Below are 14,328 nucleotides of genomic sequence, written 5' to 3' on the forward strand. Positions count from 1 at the left end.
ATCAGCCCATGAACTGGCCGCCGTTGATGTCGATGTTGGCGCCGGTGATGAAGCCCTGGTCCTTGTCGGCCAGGAAGGCGACCAGGCGGCCGATCTCCTCGGGGGTGCCGTAGCGCTTGACCGGGATGGTCTCGCGGATGGCCTCGCGCACCTTCTCGGGAATGTTCATGATCATGTCGGTGGCGATATAGCCGGGCGACACGGTGTTGACGGTGATGCCCTTGGTGGCGGTCTCCTGGGCCAGTGACATCGTCAGGCCGTGCATCCCTGCCTTGGCCGCCGCGTAGTTCACCTGGCCGAACTGCCCCTTGCGGCCGTTGATGGAGGAGATGTTGATGATGCGGCCGTAGCCCTGCTCCAGCATGTCCTCGATCACGCTGCGGCAGGTGTTGAAGACGCTGTTGAGGTTGGTGTCGATCACCTCGCTCCACTGCTCCGGCGACATCTTCTTCATGGTGCCGTCGCGAGTGATGCCGGCACAGTTGACCAGCACGCTGACGGGGCCATGGGCCTCGCGGATCTCCTTCACCCCGGCCTCGCAGGACGCGTAGTCGGTGAGATCGATCCCGGACAGGGCGATATTGTCGTAGCCCTCTGCCTTCTGGGTCTCCAGCCAGGCCTTCGCCTTCTCCGGATTGTGGTATCCCGCGACCACCATGTAGCCCTGCGAGGCGAGCTCGCGGCAGATGGCGCTGCCGATACCGCCGGTGCCACCGGTGACCCAGGCGACGGGTGCTTGCGTTGTCATTGGCTATCTCCCTGATATGAATGACATCGTCATGGGGTGACCGGACGGGCCACCACCAGCATGACCATTATGAGTTGTTGGGCAGTCATTTTTGTTACGCCACTCGAGTATGGACCAGGGATCGGCACTGGGACGAGCGTTGGAAATCGATCCTTGACTAAAGGAGCACGCCGTGTAGAATACGCCTCACGTTGATGCGGGGTGGAGCAGTCTGGTAGCTCGTCGGGCTCATAACCCGAAGGTCATCGGTTCAAATCCGGTCCCCGCTACCAAATTCGAGAAGGCGTATCGTCCAAGGACGATACGCCTTCTTTCGTTGCGCCCTTCTCTCGTGACTTCCCGCTCCGTCGCCGCCCCGCACCCTAGACGCCCGGACGAATACCGCTAGTATTCCCCGCCGGCTGCTACACTCAAACTCCACGGAACATGCGCAACTTCGGTGAGGTTTGACATGAAGACTTGGATCAAGTGGTTGATTCTCGGGGTTCTTTCCGTCGGCTTCGGGGTGGTGGTTCTGGCCAACCCGGTGGCCGCCTCGCTGGCCGTCACCACCCTGGCAGGGATCCTGTTCGTCGTCTCCGGCGGCTTTCAGATCTTCGCCGGCGTCGGGGACGAGAAGACCACCGGCAAGGTGCTCGGCATCGCCCTGGGCGCCGTGATGGTCCTGCTCGGCCTGTCGCTGATCTTTCGCCCCCTCGAAGGCATCATCTCGCTGGCGGCCCTCGCCACCATCCTCTTTGCCGCCAGCGGTGCGGCACGAGTGGTGACCTCCTTCAAGATGCGCAGCACGCCCTTCTTCTGGCCGATGCTGGTGTCGGGAGGGCTCTCCGTGCTGCTCGCCGGCTATGTCATCGTCAACTTCTTCGCCATCGCCCCGGCCCTGCTGGGCATCCTGCTGGGCATCGAGCTGCTCTTCAACGGTGCCGGCCTCATCGCGTTCTCCTTCTTCCTGCGCACGGGGCTGTCCGCCGAACGACACCGGGCCGCGTGACGTCGACGGCTCACGCCTAAAGCGCCTCGAGACGCACCGGGCGGCGGCCTCCGAGCCCCGGTCGCTCTCACCCGCGCCCTGTGGCGACGGCGCCCGCCGATGCCCTGCCCTCGCTAGAGCATCGCGACGCTCCAGCCGATCACCAGCAGCAGCGGGAAAATCCAGCGGCAGAGCCTGTCGAGCCGGGCGGCCACCGCTTCCCGCCCCGAGTTCACCAGCACGCCGGTGGCCACGGCGTTGAAGATCGCCAGGAACACCAGGACGGTGGCCCAGGCGATGAGCTGGTCCGCGGTGGTGAAGTACCCGAGGCGCGGCAGATAGGTGGACATCGAGAGCTGGAAGGCGATCAGCGTCAGCATCGAGGTGGCGCCGAGACCGATCTGAAACTCGTAGCGGTGAGCGGGCACCCAGAAGACCGCCCAGGACATCACCACGATGAGCAACATCGGCAGCATGATCTTGAAGACGTAGTAGGTCGCCACGCGCTCGGCACCGAGCCTGGCGGTGAACAGGCTGCGGTTCTCGTTGAGGGCGGGAATGGGCTCGATGGCCGCCGTGGTCTCCAGGCCGGTGATCCGCCAGCCCTCGATGTTGAGGCGGCGACCGAGGAAGGTCCGCTCCGGCATCGGCACCAGCACCATCTGGTCCGGGCCGCTCTCCACCGACCCGACCCGGAACGCGAACGTCTGCGCGTCGAAGGGGAAATCCTGCAGAGGGTGATAGGTGGAGATGTGGCCACGGTAGCGCTGCTGGTAGATCAGCTGCCCACCGGGACCGACCGCCACCTGGTCGAGCAGGTTGGTCCTGCGCGCCGTCAGCGCGAAGGAGTTGAACAGCGTCACCTCCGGCACCCAGACTCGGCTGCGCTGGAAGCGGCACCCCTCCAGCCCCTCGAGACGCGGATCGACCCAGGACAGGGTGACGATGAAGTCCCCCTCGATCTGCTGGTTGATGTCGTCGATATCGAGGATGTCGATGACGCCCCACCCCACCTGCACCTCGGTGGCCGGCCCGTCGGCCAGCGGGCGCTCGTTGGTCTGAAGGGCGGGCAGCTCGCAGACCCGGGCCTGAGGCGGCTCCTGGACCTGCTCCTGGGCCTGGGCAGAGGCGCTCAGCACCAGCAGGAAAAGGGCGAGGCAGCGGGTGATGCCGCGTCCGGCGGCGAGGGCGTGATGAAACATCGGCGCTGGCATCTCCACTCCCCTCCCCATGGGCATCCCTCGTGCGCGCCACGCGGGTGGCGAGCTCCCTTTTTCAGCGCGGCAATGCCACGCCTTTCATCGCAGCATAGCCGCTCGCTGATGAAAGGGACGCGGGCATCGGGATGCCACGAGGGGCCCATCGCCGGCCGGCCCTTGAAGTCGCCACCGGCGGCCCGCATCTAGTGAGCAAACTCATCCCGTATCAAGGCTACCGTCACCATGTCCATCGTCGATCCCCGCACCGGTGAGCCGCTCACCACCGACACCTCTGCCGGCGAGCGCCATGCCGGGCCCGCCCACGGTCAGCAGGCCGACGTCGTCCTCGATGTCGATCGCAGCAACGTCCAGCAGCTGCTCGAGACCTCCATGCAGGTACCGGTGCTGCTCGACTGCCACAGCCAGAGCGAGGCGGCGAGCCAGCAGCTGAGCCAGGTGCTGGAAAAGCTGGCACGGGAATACCAGGGCGCCTTCCTGCTGGGCCGCCTGGACATCGACCAGGAACCGGAGATCGCGGCCCAGCTGGGTGTTCAGGGCGCGCCCGACGTCAAGTTGATCAGCCAGGGCGGCCTGGTCGATCACTTCCAGGGCGCCCTGCCGGAGAAGCAAGTCCGCGAGTGGCTGGGCCGCTACTTCCCGGCCCCGGAGGAGGCCCCCCAGGCGCCCGAGGATCAGGCCGCCGAGGCCCTGGCCGCCGGCGATGCCGCCACCGCCCGGCGCATCTACCAGGAGCTCATCCAGCAGTACCCCCAGCACACGCCCTACCAGGTGGAGCTGGCCCGCGCCCTGGTGGCCGACGGCGAGGCCGACCAGGCCCGCGAGCTGCTCGACAACCTGCCGCCGGAGGAGCGCGACGCCGCCCCGGCCCGCGGCGTGCGCGCCAGCATCGCCTTCGGCGAGCAGGCGCCCTCCGCCGAGGAGCTGGCGGCCCTGGGCGAGCGCGACGACAGCGAGGCGCAGTTCCAGCGCGCCCTGCGCCAGCTCGCCGACGGCCAGTACGAGGCCGGCCTGGAGGCCCTGCTCGCCCTGATGAAGCGCGACCGCGCCTACGGCGAGGATGCCGCCCGCCGCACCCTGCTGCAGGCCTTCGACGCCCTCGGCGCCGATCACCCGCTGACGGTCACCTACCGCCGCAAGCTCTTCGCCCTGCTCTACTGAGCGCCAGGAGCCACCACGCCGAGGGCGCTCCACGCCAGGCCCGCAAGAAAAACGGCCGCCCCCTTGGGGCGGCCGTCGTCGTCGGGCCCTTGTCGCGTTGCCCAGCGCTCAGCCCGCCAGCACGGCGTCCAGGCGCTCCAGGGCCGCCTCCAGCTGGCTCGCCGTGGTGCCGAAGTTGAGCCGCACGAAGCCCGGCCAGCCGAAGTCGGCACCGTCGGAGAGCGCCACACCCGCCCGCTCCAGCAGCAGGCGCTGGGGAGAGGCCTCGCTGCCCCGCAGAGCGGGCGTCTCGCGCAGGTCCAGCCAGGCCAGGTAGGTGGACTCGGGCACGCTCAGGGTCACCCCCGGCCAGCGCGCCACCCGCTCGACCAGCCGCCGGCGATGGTCGCGCAGCGTCTCGAGCAGCGCCCGGCGCCAGGCGTCGCCGTGGCGATAGGCCGCCTCGGCGGCCACCAGCCCGAGCACGTTGCCGTCCGGCTGCAGGCCCTTGGCCGCCGCGGCGAAGCGCCTGCGCAGCTCGGCGTTGGGGATCACCGCGCAGGCCGTGGTGAGCCCCGCCAGGTTAAAGGTCTTGGAGGGGGCCCAGAGGGTCAGGGTGCGCGAGGCAAGCTCGGGGAAGGCGGCGGCCAGGGGCACATGGCGGGCCCCCTCGTCGAGCAGCAGGTCGCAGTGCAGCTCGTCGGAGACCACCAGCAGGTCGTGGCGCTCGACCAGCGCGGCGAGCCCCGCCAGCTCCTGCCGCGTCCAGACGCGCCCGGTGGGGTTGTGGGGCTGGCACCACAGCAGCAGCCGGGTCTCGGGGGTGATCGCCGCCTCCAGCGCCTCGAGGTCGAGTCGCCAGGGCTCGCCGGGCGCCGCCGGCGCCCGCAGCGCCGCCTGCTGGGGCAGGCGGCCGGTGCGCTCGGCGACATGCAGGAAGGGCGGGTAGATGGGCGTGACCGTGAGCACCCCGTCCCCCGGCGCGGTGAGCGCCAGGCTCGCCAGGTGCAGGGCGGGCACCACGCCCGGCAGCCACAGCTGCCACGCCGGCTCGATGGGCCAGTCGTAGTGCTCGGCGCTCCAGTCGCAGAGCGCCTGCCGGAGGCTCTCGGGCACCTGGCCGTAGCCGAAGACGCCGTGGGCGACCCTCGCCTGCAGCGCCTCGATGACCGCCGGCGGCGAGGTGAAGTCCATGTCGGCGACCCACAGCGGCAGCACCTCCTCGCCGTAGCGATGCCACTTCTGGGAGGGCCAGTCACCCTCCGGCGGGTGGCGACGCTCGACGGGCGTGGCAAAATCGAATTCCATGTGCAGTTCCCGCTCCAGAAGGCCAACAAGATGACCACGACCATGCCGCAAGACGGCTTCTATGCCAAGGTGCGCCGCGGCCTGCCCGACCTGGTCGCCCAGTGGCTGACCCTCGGCCAAGGCGATGCCGATCGCCTGGCGCTGCTGCTCGCCGAGACCGCCCGGGTGACCCGCATCGGCCTGCCGGAGGAGACTCCCAGCGGCGAGACGCTCGCCGCCTGGAGCCGCTCCGACGACGAGGAGCCGCCGCTGTGGGCGGCGCGCACCGCGACCTTCCTGCTGGTGCAGATGCCCGCTCGTCCCGTGCCGGCCAGCGACGACGAGGCCTGCGCCTGGGCCTACTGCTGGCTGCGCAACCGCGATGTCGAGAGCGTCGAGGCGGCCGAGCAGGCGCTGCCCGAGCACCTGCGCGAGCCGCTGGCCGCCCCCCTCCGGGCCGCCTGGACCGACCTCAAGGGGCTGCGCCTGGTGTGAGCCCGCACCGCTCCTAGCCGCGGCGGGCGGCCCGCTTCTTGGGCCGAAAGCCCGCCGGCTTGGTGGAGAGCCAGGCCACGAAGGCCTGGATCTGCGGATGGGCCAACAGGGCCTCGCGTCTGCGATAATGCTCGGCCAGCTCGCGCTCGCCGAGCACCGCATGGATGTGGCGGTGGCAGGCGTGGCAGACCCAGAGGATGGCGGTAAGCCGCTCGGCCCGGTCGAAGCGGCGCCGGTAACGCGCCTTGCCGTGCAGGGACCGCGGGATCAGGTGGTGCTTGGTCAGCGGCGCCGCCCGCGCGCAGAGTTCGCAGGCCTCCGGGCGCGGCGGGGGCGAGAGTTCATGACCGGCCATGGCGCGTCTCCTCGACGACTCGTCTTACCCTGATCACAAGGACCCAGATACGATATGGACGTTCCCTTCTCCTGGCAGCTGGCCAAGCTGGCGGTCTCCATCGGCGTGGTGCTCGGGCTCTCGATGGTCGCCGAGCGCGTCAGCACCCGGGTGGCCGGCCTGCTCTCCGGCTACCCGCTGGGCACCGCCATCGCCCTGTTCTTCATCGGCCTGGAAATCTCGCCGGCCTTCGCCACCCAGAGCGCCGTGCACACCCTGGCCGGCTTCAGCGCCACCCTGGCGTTGGGCGGCGGCTACCTGCTGTGCGCCCGGCGCGATGGCATGCCCGGCGTGCTCGCCGGCAGCGCCGGCGGCTTCGTCGCCTGGCTGGCGGTGAGCCTGCTGCTGACCCAGGTGGAGTTCACCCGGCTGACCGGCACCCTCACCACCCTGGCGGCGATCGCGCTCTTCCTCCGGCTCTACCGGCGGGTCCCGGACACCGCGGCCGGCCCCCGGGGCGGCTTCAGCTGGACGGCGCTGGGCCTGCGGGCCGCCCTGGCCGCCGGCATCATCTTCCTGATCACCGGCCTCGCCCACGTGATGCCGGCCGCCTGGGCCGGGGTCATGGCCGCCTTTCCGGTGACCATGTACCCCTTCCTGGTGATCCTGCACCTGACCCACGGCGCCGCACCGGTGGCCACGGTGATCAAGCACTACCCGGCCGGGCTCGGCTCGCTACTGAGCTATGCGCTCTGCGTCTCTTACACCTACGAGCGCTTCGGGCTGCTGGTGGGCACCCTGGCCGGCTTCGTCGTCGCCACCGCCTGGCTGCTGACCTGGACGCGCCTGCAAGGCTGGCTCGCCTCGCGTCGGAAGACCCGGCAGCCCAGCACCAGCACTTGACCGAGCGCTTGCTCGGGGCAAAGCTGTCCCTTTCGAGACGCTCACGAGGAAACCGCCGATGTTCGTTCGCACCGTGGAACCCGCCTTCTACGACACCGATGCCCTGGGTCACGTCAACAACACGCGACTGCCGGCCTGGTTCGAGCTGGCCCGCAACGACCTCTTCCGGCTATTCACGCCGGACCTGGACCCGCGCAAGTGGCGGCTGATCATGGCGCGCATGGAGGTCGACTACCGGGCCGAGCTGCAGTACGGCCGCGAGATCGAGATCCGCACCTACGTCTCGCGGCTCGGCAACAGCTCCTTCACCGTGAGCCAGGAGGCCCGACAGGACGGGAAGCTGACCAACCTCGGCCATACCGTGATGGTGCATTTCGATCACGCGACCAAGCAGGCGGTACCCATCGAGGGCGCGCTGCGCGAGGCCCTGGAGGCCCATCGCCAAGAGGAGCCGGCAGACGCATGACCCCGGCCGTGAAGACGCTGGAGAAGGCCGGCGTGCCCTTCCAGCTCGACAGCTACGCGCACGACCCGCGCACCCCCGCCTACGGCGAGGAGGCCGCCCGGGCCCTGGGCCTGCCGGCCGACGAGGTCTACAAGACCCTGCTCGCCCGCCTCGACGACGGTCGCCTGGTGGTGGCCATCGTGCCGGTGCCCTGCCAGCTCGACCTCAAGGCCCTGGCCCGGGCCGCCGGGGCGCGCAAGGCGAGCCTCGCCGAGCCCGCCGAGGCCGAACGGGCCACCGGCTACGTGGTGGGCGGCATCAGCCCGCTGGGCCAGCGCAAGCGCCTGGCCACCTTCCTCGACGAGAGCGCCCGGGCCCGCGAGGCGATCCACGTCAGCGGCGGCCGGCGGGGGCTGGAGATCCGCCTCGCCCCCGGCGATCTGGCGCGGCTCACCGGCGCCCGCGAGGCGCCGCTGGCCCGGCGCTGAGCGGGGCCTTGCGCGAGGGGATGGCGCGACGCCCCGAGCCGAACCCGGCGCGCCGCGGTCAAATCCCCACAGCCCTCCACCGACGGGAGCCCCCATGGCCATCCGCTACACCCTCTGGCTGGACCCGGACGACACCCCGCGCCATCGCGCCGTCGAGGCCGACCTGCAACGCTACTTCCTCGAGCGCTTCGCCGACTATCCGCACATCCGCTTGTTCGGCGCCGACCCTTACGATTATGATGCGCCGTTCAACCGCCTCTACGACGTGCTGATGGCGAGGGCCGGCGAGTACTGCGAGCGGGAGTGGCGCTACGTGCCCACCCCCGAGCAGCTCAATCGCGCCTTCTTCCTGGCCGTGGGGCACTCGAACAAGTTTGTACGGGACAACGACGATGGTGATCCGAAGCGACCAGGCCCCCGATGAGCGCCAGCTGGCCATCATCGCCGAGCAACTCGGCCGCGCCCCCCGCGGCATCGAGGCGCTGGCCGCCACCGACGGCGAGGGCACTCCGCTGGTGCTGCGCATGGCGCCCATCGTCGATGGCAAGCCGTTCCCGACCCTCTACTGGCTCTGCTCGGAGCGTCTCAAGATCGAGATCTCGCACATCGAGGCCGCCGGGGTGATCAAGCAGCTGGAGACCCGCCTGCAGGAGGACCCCGACTTCCTGGCCGCCTACCACCGCAGCCACGACGCCTATGTGGCGGCCCGCTGGGCCTACATGAGCGAGGCGCAGAAGGCGGAGGTCTTCCGCCTCGGGTATGATGGCGTCCTCACCGCGCGCGGCATCGGCGGCATCGCCAACCGCGACCAGGTGCGCTGCCTGCATACCCAGTATGCACACCACCTGTGCGGCGAGAACGTCATCGGCCAGTGGCTCGACGAGCACTACGCCGTCGCCGACTGCCTGCCGTGAGCCGACCCTCGGCCGACCGTCCCCCTTCCCGACGTATCGATAACACAACAGGAGACCCCGGATGTACCTGGACACCCATGTGATTGCCAGCCTCGCGCTGATCGCCAGCATGCTCGTCATCAGCGGCGTGGGCATCAAGCTGCTGCGCCATGCGATGAAGCGCGACGCCTCGGGCGCTCGCTGAGCCGGCCATCACGACCACGAAGGGCGCCCTGGAGGCGCCCTTCGCGTTTTCGGGCCGGGGCTTCCGGCGCCGGGGCCGGACCGCTAGGATAACGGCCCTGCCAAGGAGAAGAGCATGTCGAGATTCTGCGTCTACCTCGGGTCCCGGGAGGGCCGCGACCCGCAACACCTCGAGGCCGCCGAGCGGCTCGGCGAGGAGCTCGCCCGCCGCGGCCACGGCCTGGTCTATGGCGGCGCCCGCGTCGGCCTGATGGGCCGCCTGGCCGATGCCGTGATGGCCGCCGGCGGCGAAGCGATCGGGGTGATGCCCGACCACCTGGTCGAGCGCGAGCAGGCCCACCACGGCCTGACCCAACTGGTGCGGGTGCGCAACATGCACGAGCGCAAGGCCAGCATGGCCGCCCACGCCGACGCCTTCATCGCGCTGCCCGGCGGCATCGGCACCCTGGAGGAGCTCTTCGAGGCCTGGACCTGGCACTACCTGGGCCTGCACGACAAGCCCATCGGCGTGCTCGACAGCGCCGGCTTCTATGCCCCGCTGCTGACCTTCCTCGACAGCACCGTGGAGCAGGGCTTCCTGAACGGCCGCACCCGGGCCCAGCTGATCGATGCCGACGATCCCGTCGCGCTGCTGGACGCCCTGGAGGCCCGGCTGGCCCGCGACGCCTGAGCGAGCGCCCGCGCACCCGCCGTCGAAGCGGCCGGCCAGGGGGCGGGGCGGTAGGTGCGGATGAGCCGACGGCCGCGTATCGGCGCCTCAGGCGTCGGCGGTGAGCTCGAGGGTGCGCTGGTAGGTGAGCTGCAGCAGGCGGGCATCCTCTCCGGCGCGGTGCCGATGGATGTCCCGCTCGAGGATGAGGGCTTCCTTGGTGCGGCTCCACAGCGCCTGCTGGGATTCGCTCAGCAGGATGCGCAGCGCCTCCAGACGGAAGGCCGGCAGCATGCCGGCATGATGGAAGAGCAGCGACAGCCAGGTGTTGTCGTAGCCCCAGCTGTCGCTGTAGGCGATGCCGACCTCCCCCAGCTCGTCGTTGAGCCAGCGCGCCACCTGGCGCACCGGATGCCCCTCGCGCTGCAGCCGGCCGCGGCTGATGCCGTGCAGCAGCTCGGCCTTGGGATCCCAGTGCGTCCACTCGTCCAGCGGCTGGACGAGGAAGGCGCAGGTGCTGCCATCGGCCCGGGCGAGGCCGATCTCGATGGGGTAGCTGCCGCGCCCGAAGCCGGACGCCTCGATATCCAGCAGTGTGGGTAGCGTCACGGGCGGGAGAGTCCTTGGTCGAAGTGGCCGGTGCCGTCGCGGCAAAGGCCTAGTGTCGCGTCTCGCCTCCGGCCTTGTCCACTGCAGGGGCCTCCAGGGCACTCGACGGCTCGGCGCCGTCCTCCGGCGCCTCGTCGAAGCCGGCCAGGCGGTCGGCCAGGGCCTGCCAGTGCCCTGCCTTCTCGAGATCCACCGGCAGGGCCAGCTCGCCATGGCGATAGGCCCGGGCCAGCCGGGTCGCCGCCAGGGGGTGGCCCGCCTCGCCGGCCCGCGCGTACCAGGTCACGGCGTGGTCGTCACGACGGGGGTACTGGGCACAGCCGTGCTCGTGGATCTGGCCCGCCTGGTACTGCGCCTTGGCATCCCCGGCCTGGGCGGCCTCGAGCACGTAGCGCGCCCCGCGGGCCTTGTCCTGGGGACTGACGCCGCGGTGGAAGAGCATGTGACCGTACTGCGCCAGCGCCGCCGGATGACCGGCATCGGCACAGCGCTGGAAGAGGTGCATGGTCAGGCGCTGCGTTCGCGGCGAACGGGGCAGCCAGCGAATATGGAACAGCTGCTGCGCAAGCCGGTACTCGAGCCGGGTGAACAGTGAGGATGCCTCTGGCATGGCAACTACCCTGCGTCCAGTGAAGCGGAGGGATGCCGGCCACACCCCTGTGTCCGGCTTCCCTCCTGGCAATAAGCGATGGCCTTCCGGGCTCCGCCGGGGCTTTGGGAGGGCAAGCATACGCGCGCCCCGTCGGTGACTCAACCCTGGCGGGATGTCGCACCGCCGGGGGCCTGCGGCCGCTCCCCGAAAAGCGCGGCAGGGAGGGGCTATCCGCCCGATAGCCCATCGCTTGCGCGCGAGTTGATATACTGGCGGCCAACGCCATCCGGCCACCCTTTCGCGACAGGAGCCCCCCATGCTGAGCGTGATCTCGCCCGCCAAGACGCTGGACTTCGAGACCCCCGCCACCACGTCCCGGCACACCCAGCCGGATCACCTCGACAAGAGCCAGGCGCTGATCGAGATCCTGCGGGACTACTCGCCCCAGCGGCTCAGCGAGCTGATGGGCATCAGCGACAAGCTCGCCGGGCTCAACGCCGCGCGCTTCGCCGAGTGGCACACGCCCTTCACCCCGGAGAACGCCAAGCCGGCCGCCCAGGCCTTCCAGGGCGACGTCTACGTGGGGCTCGAGGCCGACCGCTTCGATGACGGCGACAACGCCTTCGCCCAGGAGCACCTGCGCATCCTCTCCGGCCTCTACGGCCTGCTGCGCCCGCTGGACCTGATCCAGCCCTACCGCCTGGAGATGGGCACCCGCCTCGAGAACCCGGCCGGCAAGGACCTCTACGCCTTCTGGAAGGCGACGCTGACCGCCGAGCTCGACCGCGCCGTGGCCGCCAGCGGCAGCCCGGTGCTGGTCAACCTGGCCTCCAACGAGTACTTCAAGGCGATCGACACGAAACGGCTCGCCGCCCGGGTGATCACCCCGGTCTTCAAGGACGAGAAGAACGGCAAGCTGAAGATCATCAGCTTCTACGCCAAGAAGGCCCGCGGCCTGATGGCCGCCTGGATGATCCACCAGCGCCTGGACGACCCCGAGGGCCTCAAGGACTTCGACGTGGCCGGCTACGCCTTCGACCCCGCCCTCTCCGAGGGCGACACCCTGGTCTTCACCCGCGCCGAGGGCGCCGCCTGAGACCGCCCGGCCGGACGCTCAACGAAACGTCAGGGGGCGCGCCGAGCGCCCCTTGAGAAAGCGACGGTGGGCCTGCTTGAAGCGCTCGTCGTCGCAGCGCTCCAGCCACTCGTAGGCCACCATGTCGGCACTCACCGCCACCGCACCGGCCTGGGTCATCCGCTCCCTCGCCAGCCGCGCCTCGCCGGCGCGCCGACTGGCGGTCGCCTCGACCAGCCAGAAGACCTCATAGCCCGCCTCGAGCAGGCCGAGCCCGGTCTGCATCACGCAGATATGCGCCTCGGTGCCGCACAGCACCACCTGACGCCTGCCGCTCTGTGCCAGGGCCTCGGCGAAGGCCGGCTCGTCGTGGGCCCCGAAATGGCACTTCTGCCAGAGGCGATGCTCGGGCAGCGCCTCCAGCAGGCGGGGCTCGCTGCCCCCCAGCCCCTGGGGATACTGCTCGGTGACCCAGACCGGCACCTCCAGGGAGCCGGCCAGCCCCCCCAGCCAGGCCGCCTCGCTGACCGCCTGCTCGCCGTGCTCGATCACCGGCAGCAGGCCGGCCTGCAGGTCGACGATCAGCAGCAGGCTCTTCTCTCGTGACAGGCGCATGGTCGGACTCCTTGGTTCGCTCGGGTGACGCGGTTAGTTGTCGTGGCCGACCAGCATAGCCGCTAGAATGGAAACTTCCGATTCTTCCCGGTTCATCCCCCTTCCCCGATGGAGATTCCCCCGATGCGTCACCTTCTCGTCATGCTCATGGTCGGCGTGCTGGGCTTCGGCCTCGCCGTGGACCATGCCGATGCCCGCCGCCTGGGCGGCGGCAAGAGCTTCGGCAGCCAGTCGCGCACCGTGCAGCAGCCGGCCGCCACCACCAGCCGCGACGCCGCCGGCACTCGCACCGCCCAGACCCGTCCGAAATCCCGCCTGGGCGGGATGCTCGGCGGCATGCTGGCCGGCGGCCTGCTCGCCGCGCTGTTCTTCGGCGGCGCCTTCGATGAGCTGCGCCTGATGGATATCCTGCTGGTCGCCGGCGTGGCCTTCCTGCTCTTCCGGCTGTTCGCCAGCCGTCGGCGCACCGCCACGGCGGGCGGGCCCGCTCCCCAGGAGGCACCGGCGCGCCCCCAGGCCTTCCAGGCCGCGAGCGCGCCGATGGGCGGCGGACTCGCCTCGGAGCCCGAATGGTTCGACCGCGAACGCTTCCTGGGCGGTGCCAAGGAGCACTTCATGACCCTGCAGCGCGCCTGGGACAACAACGACTTCGCCGGCATCCAGGAGTACGTGACCCCGGAGCTCTACAACCTGCTGCGCGAGGAACGCGACCGCCAGCCGGCCAACAACCGCACCGAGATCGTGCGCCTGTTCGCCGAGCTGGGCGATATCCGCGAGCACGGCCAAGAGGCCGAGGCGACGGTGATCTTCCACGGCATCATCGCCGAGAATGGCGAGGAGACCGAGTTCAACGAGACCTGGCACCTGACTCGCCAGCTGCGTGACGGTGCCCCCTGGTACCTCCAGGGCATCGAGCAGAACCCGAGCTGATCGCTCGCCGCTCCTCGAACCGACACGCGAAAGGCCGGGCACTGCCCGGCCTTTCCTTTGCCATGACGCTCGTGTCATGACTTCCTCGCCACCCTCCTGGCCACCCGCTGGCCGCGAGGCGCCGTGGGAGAGCGGCGTGCCATCAGTTCTGGGCGTCTTCGGCGGCCTCTTCCAGCTCCTCGCCCATCTCCTCCACGCCTTCGCCCATCTCTTCCATGGACTCGTCGATGTTCTCTCCCGCCTGCTCGGCCGGGCCCTCCTCTTCACAGGCGGCCAGGCCGGCGCCCAGCATGGCGATCAACAGGGCCAGGCCCAGCCTGCGCAGCAGCATGCTCTTCTTCATGATCCTCTCCTCCTGAGACAGATTAGTCCGTGATGCTCGTACCCGCCTCACCGTAGCCGCAACGGAGCCTCCTTGCCAACCGAGCCCACACCACTGGCCTCCCCCGCCCTCTCCCAGGCCCACATACGACAACGCCCCCGCCTCGACTGAGGCGGGGGCGTTGTCGTATGGGGAGGCGCCGGTCTCCGGCGCTCGGAACGTGCGCCTTTCCGCTCGCTCATCGCTCGCCAAAAAACACCCGCGCATGAAAAAACCCCGAGCTCATTGAGCTCGGGGTTTTCTCGGAATAGGTGCCTGACGATGACCTACTCTCGCATGGGGAGGCCCCACACTACCATCGGCGCTGATCGGTTTCACTGCTGAGTTCGGCATGGGATCAGGTGGTTCCCGT

At 69.8% G+C, this 14,328-nt stretch carries 20 protein-coding genes, 1 tRNA gene and 1 rRNA gene; 13 read left to right on the forward strand and 9 right to left on the reverse strand.

What is annotated here, in order from left to right; genetic code table 11:
- Position 1: 1 nt before the first annotated feature.
- A complete protein-coding gene (phbB, locus tag C9F13_RS16805; protein ID WP_108447400.1) occupies positions 2-748 on the reverse strand; it encodes an acetoacetyl-CoA reductase in 747 nt (248 codons plus the stop codon).
- Between the two features lie 195 nt (positions 749-943).
- On the opposite strand from phbB, the gene C9F13_RS16810 reads away from it, so the two are divergent.
- Both C9F13_RS16810 and C9F13_RS16815 read left to right on the forward strand, forming a co-directional pair.
- A tRNA-Met gene (locus C9F13_RS16810) sits at positions 944-1,020 on the forward strand.
- A 179-nt stretch (positions 1,021-1,199) separates the two neighbouring features.
- A complete protein-coding gene (locus C9F13_RS16815) occupies positions 1,200-1,739 on the forward strand; it encodes an HdeD family acid-resistance protein (protein WP_108447401.1) in 540 nt (179 codons plus the stop codon).
- Between the two features lie 113 nt (positions 1,740-1,852).
- On the opposite strand, the gene C9F13_RS16820 is transcribed toward C9F13_RS16815, so the two are convergent.
- Positions 1,853-2,920, reverse strand: coding sequence for a ligand-gated ion channel (locus tag C9F13_RS16820; protein WP_114446921.1), 1,068 nt, complete (start codon positions 2,918-2,920; stop codon positions 1,853-1,855).
- 240 nt (positions 2,921-3,160) lie between these two features.
- Here C9F13_RS16820 and C9F13_RS16825 point away from each other — a divergent pair, with 240 nt between their 5' ends.
- Positions 3,161-4,096, forward strand: coding sequence for a co-chaperone YbbN (locus C9F13_RS16825; protein ID WP_108447403.1), 936 nt, complete (start codon positions 3,161-3,163; stop codon positions 4,094-4,096).
- Positions 4,097-4,204: 108 nt separating this feature from the next.
- On the opposite strand, the gene C9F13_RS16830 is transcribed toward C9F13_RS16825, so the two are convergent.
- Positions 4,205-5,383, reverse strand: coding sequence for a MalY/PatB family protein (locus C9F13_RS16830; RefSeq protein ID WP_108447404.1), 1,179 nt, complete (start codon positions 5,381-5,383; stop codon positions 4,205-4,207).
- A gap of 42 nt (positions 5,384-5,425) precedes the next feature.
- Between C9F13_RS16830 and C9F13_RS16835 the strand changes: the two genes are divergently transcribed.
- Positions 5,426-5,857 (forward strand): hypothetical protein, encoded by a 432-nt coding sequence (locus C9F13_RS16835; RefSeq protein ID WP_108447421.1) that lies wholly within the window; start codon positions 5,426-5,428, stop codon positions 5,855-5,857.
- 13 nt (positions 5,858-5,870) lie between these two features.
- Here the strand turns inward: C9F13_RS16835 and C9F13_RS16840 are convergent, their stop codons facing one another.
- Positions 5,871-6,212: a hypothetical protein gene (locus C9F13_RS16840; protein ID WP_108447405.1), complete on the reverse strand. Its 342-nt coding sequence runs from the start codon at positions 6,210-6,212 to the stop codon at positions 5,871-5,873.
- A gap of 54 nt (positions 6,213-6,266) precedes the next feature.
- Between C9F13_RS16840 and C9F13_RS16845 the strand changes: the two genes are divergently transcribed.
- The 7 genes from C9F13_RS16845 (at position 6,267) to C9F13_RS16870 (ending at position 9,794) form a co-directional block, all read left to right on the forward strand.
- Positions 6,267-7,094 (forward strand): hypothetical protein, encoded by an 828-nt coding sequence (locus tag C9F13_RS16845; RefSeq protein ID WP_108447406.1) that lies wholly within the window; start codon positions 6,267-6,269, stop codon positions 7,092-7,094.
- Positions 7,095-7,152: 58 nt separating this feature from the next.
- Positions 7,153-7,560, forward strand: coding sequence for an acyl-CoA thioesterase (locus C9F13_RS16850; protein ID WP_108447407.1), 408 nt, complete (start codon positions 7,153-7,155; stop codon positions 7,558-7,560).
- Positions 7,557-8,027 carry a Cys-tRNA(Pro) deacylase gene (gene ybaK / locus C9F13_RS16855; protein ID WP_108447408.1) on the forward strand — a complete coding sequence of 157 codons (471 nt, stop codon included), beginning with the start codon at positions 7,557-7,559 and terminating at the stop codon, positions 8,025-8,027. The genes C9F13_RS16850 and ybaK overlap by 4 nt, the downstream gene beginning before the upstream one ends.
- A 94-nt stretch (positions 8,028-8,121) precedes the next feature.
- The gene (locus C9F13_RS16860; RefSeq protein ID WP_108447422.1) at positions 8,122-8,451 is read left to right on the forward strand and encodes a hypothetical protein; all 330 of its coding nucleotides are present in this window, start codon (positions 8,122-8,124) and stop codon (positions 8,449-8,451) included.
- Positions 8,420-8,941 (forward strand): DUF501 domain-containing protein, encoded by a 522-nt coding sequence (locus C9F13_RS16865; protein WP_108447409.1) that lies wholly within the window; start codon positions 8,420-8,422, stop codon positions 8,939-8,941. Before C9F13_RS16860 ends, C9F13_RS16865 begins: the two co-directional genes overlap by 32 nt.
- 61 nt (positions 8,942-9,002) lie before the next feature.
- Positions 9,003-9,125 (forward strand): hypothetical protein, encoded by a 123-nt coding sequence (locus C9F13_RS17820; RefSeq protein ID WP_281261082.1) that lies wholly within the window; start codon positions 9,003-9,005, stop codon positions 9,123-9,125.
- Positions 9,126-9,239: 114 nt separating this feature from the next.
- Positions 9,240-9,794 carry an LOG family protein gene (locus C9F13_RS16870; RefSeq protein WP_108447410.1) on the forward strand — a complete coding sequence of 185 codons (555 nt, stop codon included), beginning with the start codon at positions 9,240-9,242 and terminating at the stop codon, positions 9,792-9,794.
- 87 nt (positions 9,795-9,881) lie between these two features.
- Here C9F13_RS16870 and C9F13_RS16875 read toward each other — a convergent pair whose 3' ends face one another.
- Together C9F13_RS16875 and C9F13_RS16880 are read right to left on the reverse strand one after the other, a co-directional pair.
- Positions 9,882-10,382 carry a hypothetical protein gene (locus C9F13_RS16875; protein ID WP_108447411.1) on the reverse strand — a complete coding sequence of 167 codons (501 nt, stop codon included), beginning with the start codon at positions 10,380-10,382 and terminating at the stop codon, positions 9,882-9,884.
- 49 nt (positions 10,383-10,431) lie between these two features.
- A complete protein-coding gene (locus tag C9F13_RS16880) occupies positions 10,432-10,992 on the reverse strand; it encodes a tetratricopeptide repeat protein (protein ID WP_108447412.1) in 561 nt (186 codons plus the stop codon).
- Between the two features lie 298 nt (positions 10,993-11,290).
- On the opposite strand from C9F13_RS16880, the gene yaaA reads away from it, so the two are divergent.
- A complete protein-coding gene (gene yaaA / locus C9F13_RS16885) occupies positions 11,291-12,070 on the forward strand; it encodes a peroxide stress protein YaaA (protein WP_108447413.1) in 780 nt (259 codons plus the stop codon).
- 18 nt (positions 12,071-12,088) lie between these two features.
- On the opposite strand, the gene C9F13_RS16890 is transcribed toward yaaA, so the two are convergent.
- The gene (locus C9F13_RS16890) at positions 12,089-12,664 is read right to left on the reverse strand and encodes an isochorismatase family protein (protein WP_108447414.1); all 576 of its coding nucleotides are present in this window, start codon (positions 12,662-12,664) and stop codon (positions 12,089-12,091) included.
- A 123-nt stretch (positions 12,665-12,787) separates the two neighbouring features.
- On the opposite strand from C9F13_RS16890, the gene C9F13_RS16895 reads away from it, so the two are divergent.
- The gene (locus C9F13_RS16895; protein WP_108447415.1) at positions 12,788-13,594 is read left to right on the forward strand and encodes a Tim44 domain-containing protein; all 807 of its coding nucleotides are present in this window, start codon (positions 12,788-12,790) and stop codon (positions 13,592-13,594) included.
- Positions 13,595-13,736: 142 nt separating this feature from the next.
- On the opposite strand, the gene C9F13_RS16900 is transcribed toward C9F13_RS16895, so the two are convergent.
- Both C9F13_RS16900 and rrf read right to left on the reverse strand, forming a co-directional pair.
- A complete protein-coding gene (locus C9F13_RS16900; protein WP_108447416.1) occupies positions 13,737-13,937 on the reverse strand; it encodes a hypothetical protein in 201 nt (66 codons plus the stop codon).
- Positions 13,938-14,229: 292 nt separating this feature from the next.
- Positions 14,230-14,328, reverse strand: a 5S ribosomal RNA gene (gene rrf, locus C9F13_RS16905); the annotation flags it as partial.

It is taken from the genome of Halomonas denitrificans (assembly GCF_003056305.1).
Lineage (GTDB): Bacteria > Pseudomonadota > Gammaproteobacteria > Pseudomonadales > Halomonadaceae > Halomonas > Halomonas denitrificans.

What these genes read in the sequence shown, in the direction of transcription:
- phbB (WP_108447400.1), bottom strand. Translation starts at nt 748, where the DNA reads ATGACAACGCAAGCACCCGTCGCCTGGGTCACCGGTGGCACCGGCGGT.
- C9F13_RS16815 (WP_108447401.1), top strand. Translation starts at nt 1,200, where the DNA reads ATGAAGACTTGGATCAAGTGGTTGATTCTCGGGGTTCTTTCCGTCGGC.
- C9F13_RS16820 (WP_114446921.1), bottom strand. Translation starts at nt 2,920, where the DNA reads ATGTTTCATCACGCCCTCGCCGCCGGACGCGGCATCACCCGCTGCCTC.
- C9F13_RS16825 (WP_108447403.1), top strand. Translation starts at nt 3,161, where the DNA reads ATGTCCATCGTCGATCCCCGCACCGGTGAGCCGCTCACCACCGACACC.
- C9F13_RS16830 (WP_108447404.1), bottom strand. Translation starts at nt 5,383, where the DNA reads ATGGAATTCGATTTTGCCACGCCCGTCGAGCGTCGCCACCCGCCGGAG.
- C9F13_RS16835 (WP_108447421.1), top strand. Translation starts at nt 5,426, where the DNA reads ATGCCGCAAGACGGCTTCTATGCCAAGGTGCGCCGCGGCCTGCCCGAC.
- C9F13_RS16840 (WP_108447405.1), bottom strand. Translation starts at nt 6,212, where the DNA reads ATGGCCGGTCATGAACTCTCGCCCCCGCCGCGCCCGGAGGCCTGCGAA.
- C9F13_RS16845 (WP_108447406.1), top strand. Translation starts at nt 6,267, where the DNA reads ATGGACGTTCCCTTCTCCTGGCAGCTGGCCAAGCTGGCGGTCTCCATC.
- C9F13_RS16850 (WP_108447407.1), top strand. Translation starts at nt 7,153, where the DNA reads ATGTTCGTTCGCACCGTGGAACCCGCCTTCTACGACACCGATGCCCTG.
- ybaK (WP_108447408.1), top strand. Translation starts at nt 7,557, where the DNA reads ATGACCCCGGCCGTGAAGACGCTGGAGAAGGCCGGCGTGCCCTTCCAG.
- C9F13_RS16860 (WP_108447422.1), top strand. Translation starts at nt 8,122, where the DNA reads ATGGCCATCCGCTACACCCTCTGGCTGGACCCGGACGACACCCCGCGC.
- C9F13_RS16865 (WP_108447409.1), top strand. Translation starts at nt 8,420, where the DNA reads ATGGTGATCCGAAGCGACCAGGCCCCCGATGAGCGCCAGCTGGCCATC.
- C9F13_RS17820 (WP_281261082.1), top strand. Translation starts at nt 9,003, where the DNA reads ATGTACCTGGACACCCATGTGATTGCCAGCCTCGCGCTGATCGCCAGC.
- C9F13_RS16870 (WP_108447410.1), top strand. Translation starts at nt 9,240, where the DNA reads ATGTCGAGATTCTGCGTCTACCTCGGGTCCCGGGAGGGCCGCGACCCG.
- C9F13_RS16880 (WP_108447412.1), bottom strand. Translation starts at nt 10,992, where the DNA reads ATGCCAGAGGCATCCTCACTGTTCACCCGGCTCGAGTACCGGCTTGCG.
- yaaA (WP_108447413.1), top strand. Translation starts at nt 11,291, where the DNA reads ATGCTGAGCGTGATCTCGCCCGCCAAGACGCTGGACTTCGAGACCCCC.
- C9F13_RS16890 (WP_108447414.1), bottom strand. Translation starts at nt 12,664, where the DNA reads ATGCGCCTGTCACGAGAGAAGAGCCTGCTGCTGATCGTCGACCTGCAG.
- C9F13_RS16895 (WP_108447415.1), top strand. Translation starts at nt 12,788, where the DNA reads ATGCGTCACCTTCTCGTCATGCTCATGGTCGGCGTGCTGGGCTTCGGC.
- C9F13_RS16900 (WP_108447416.1), bottom strand. Translation starts at nt 13,937, where the DNA reads ATGAAGAAGAGCATGCTGCTGCGCAGGCTGGGCCTGGCCCTGTTGATC.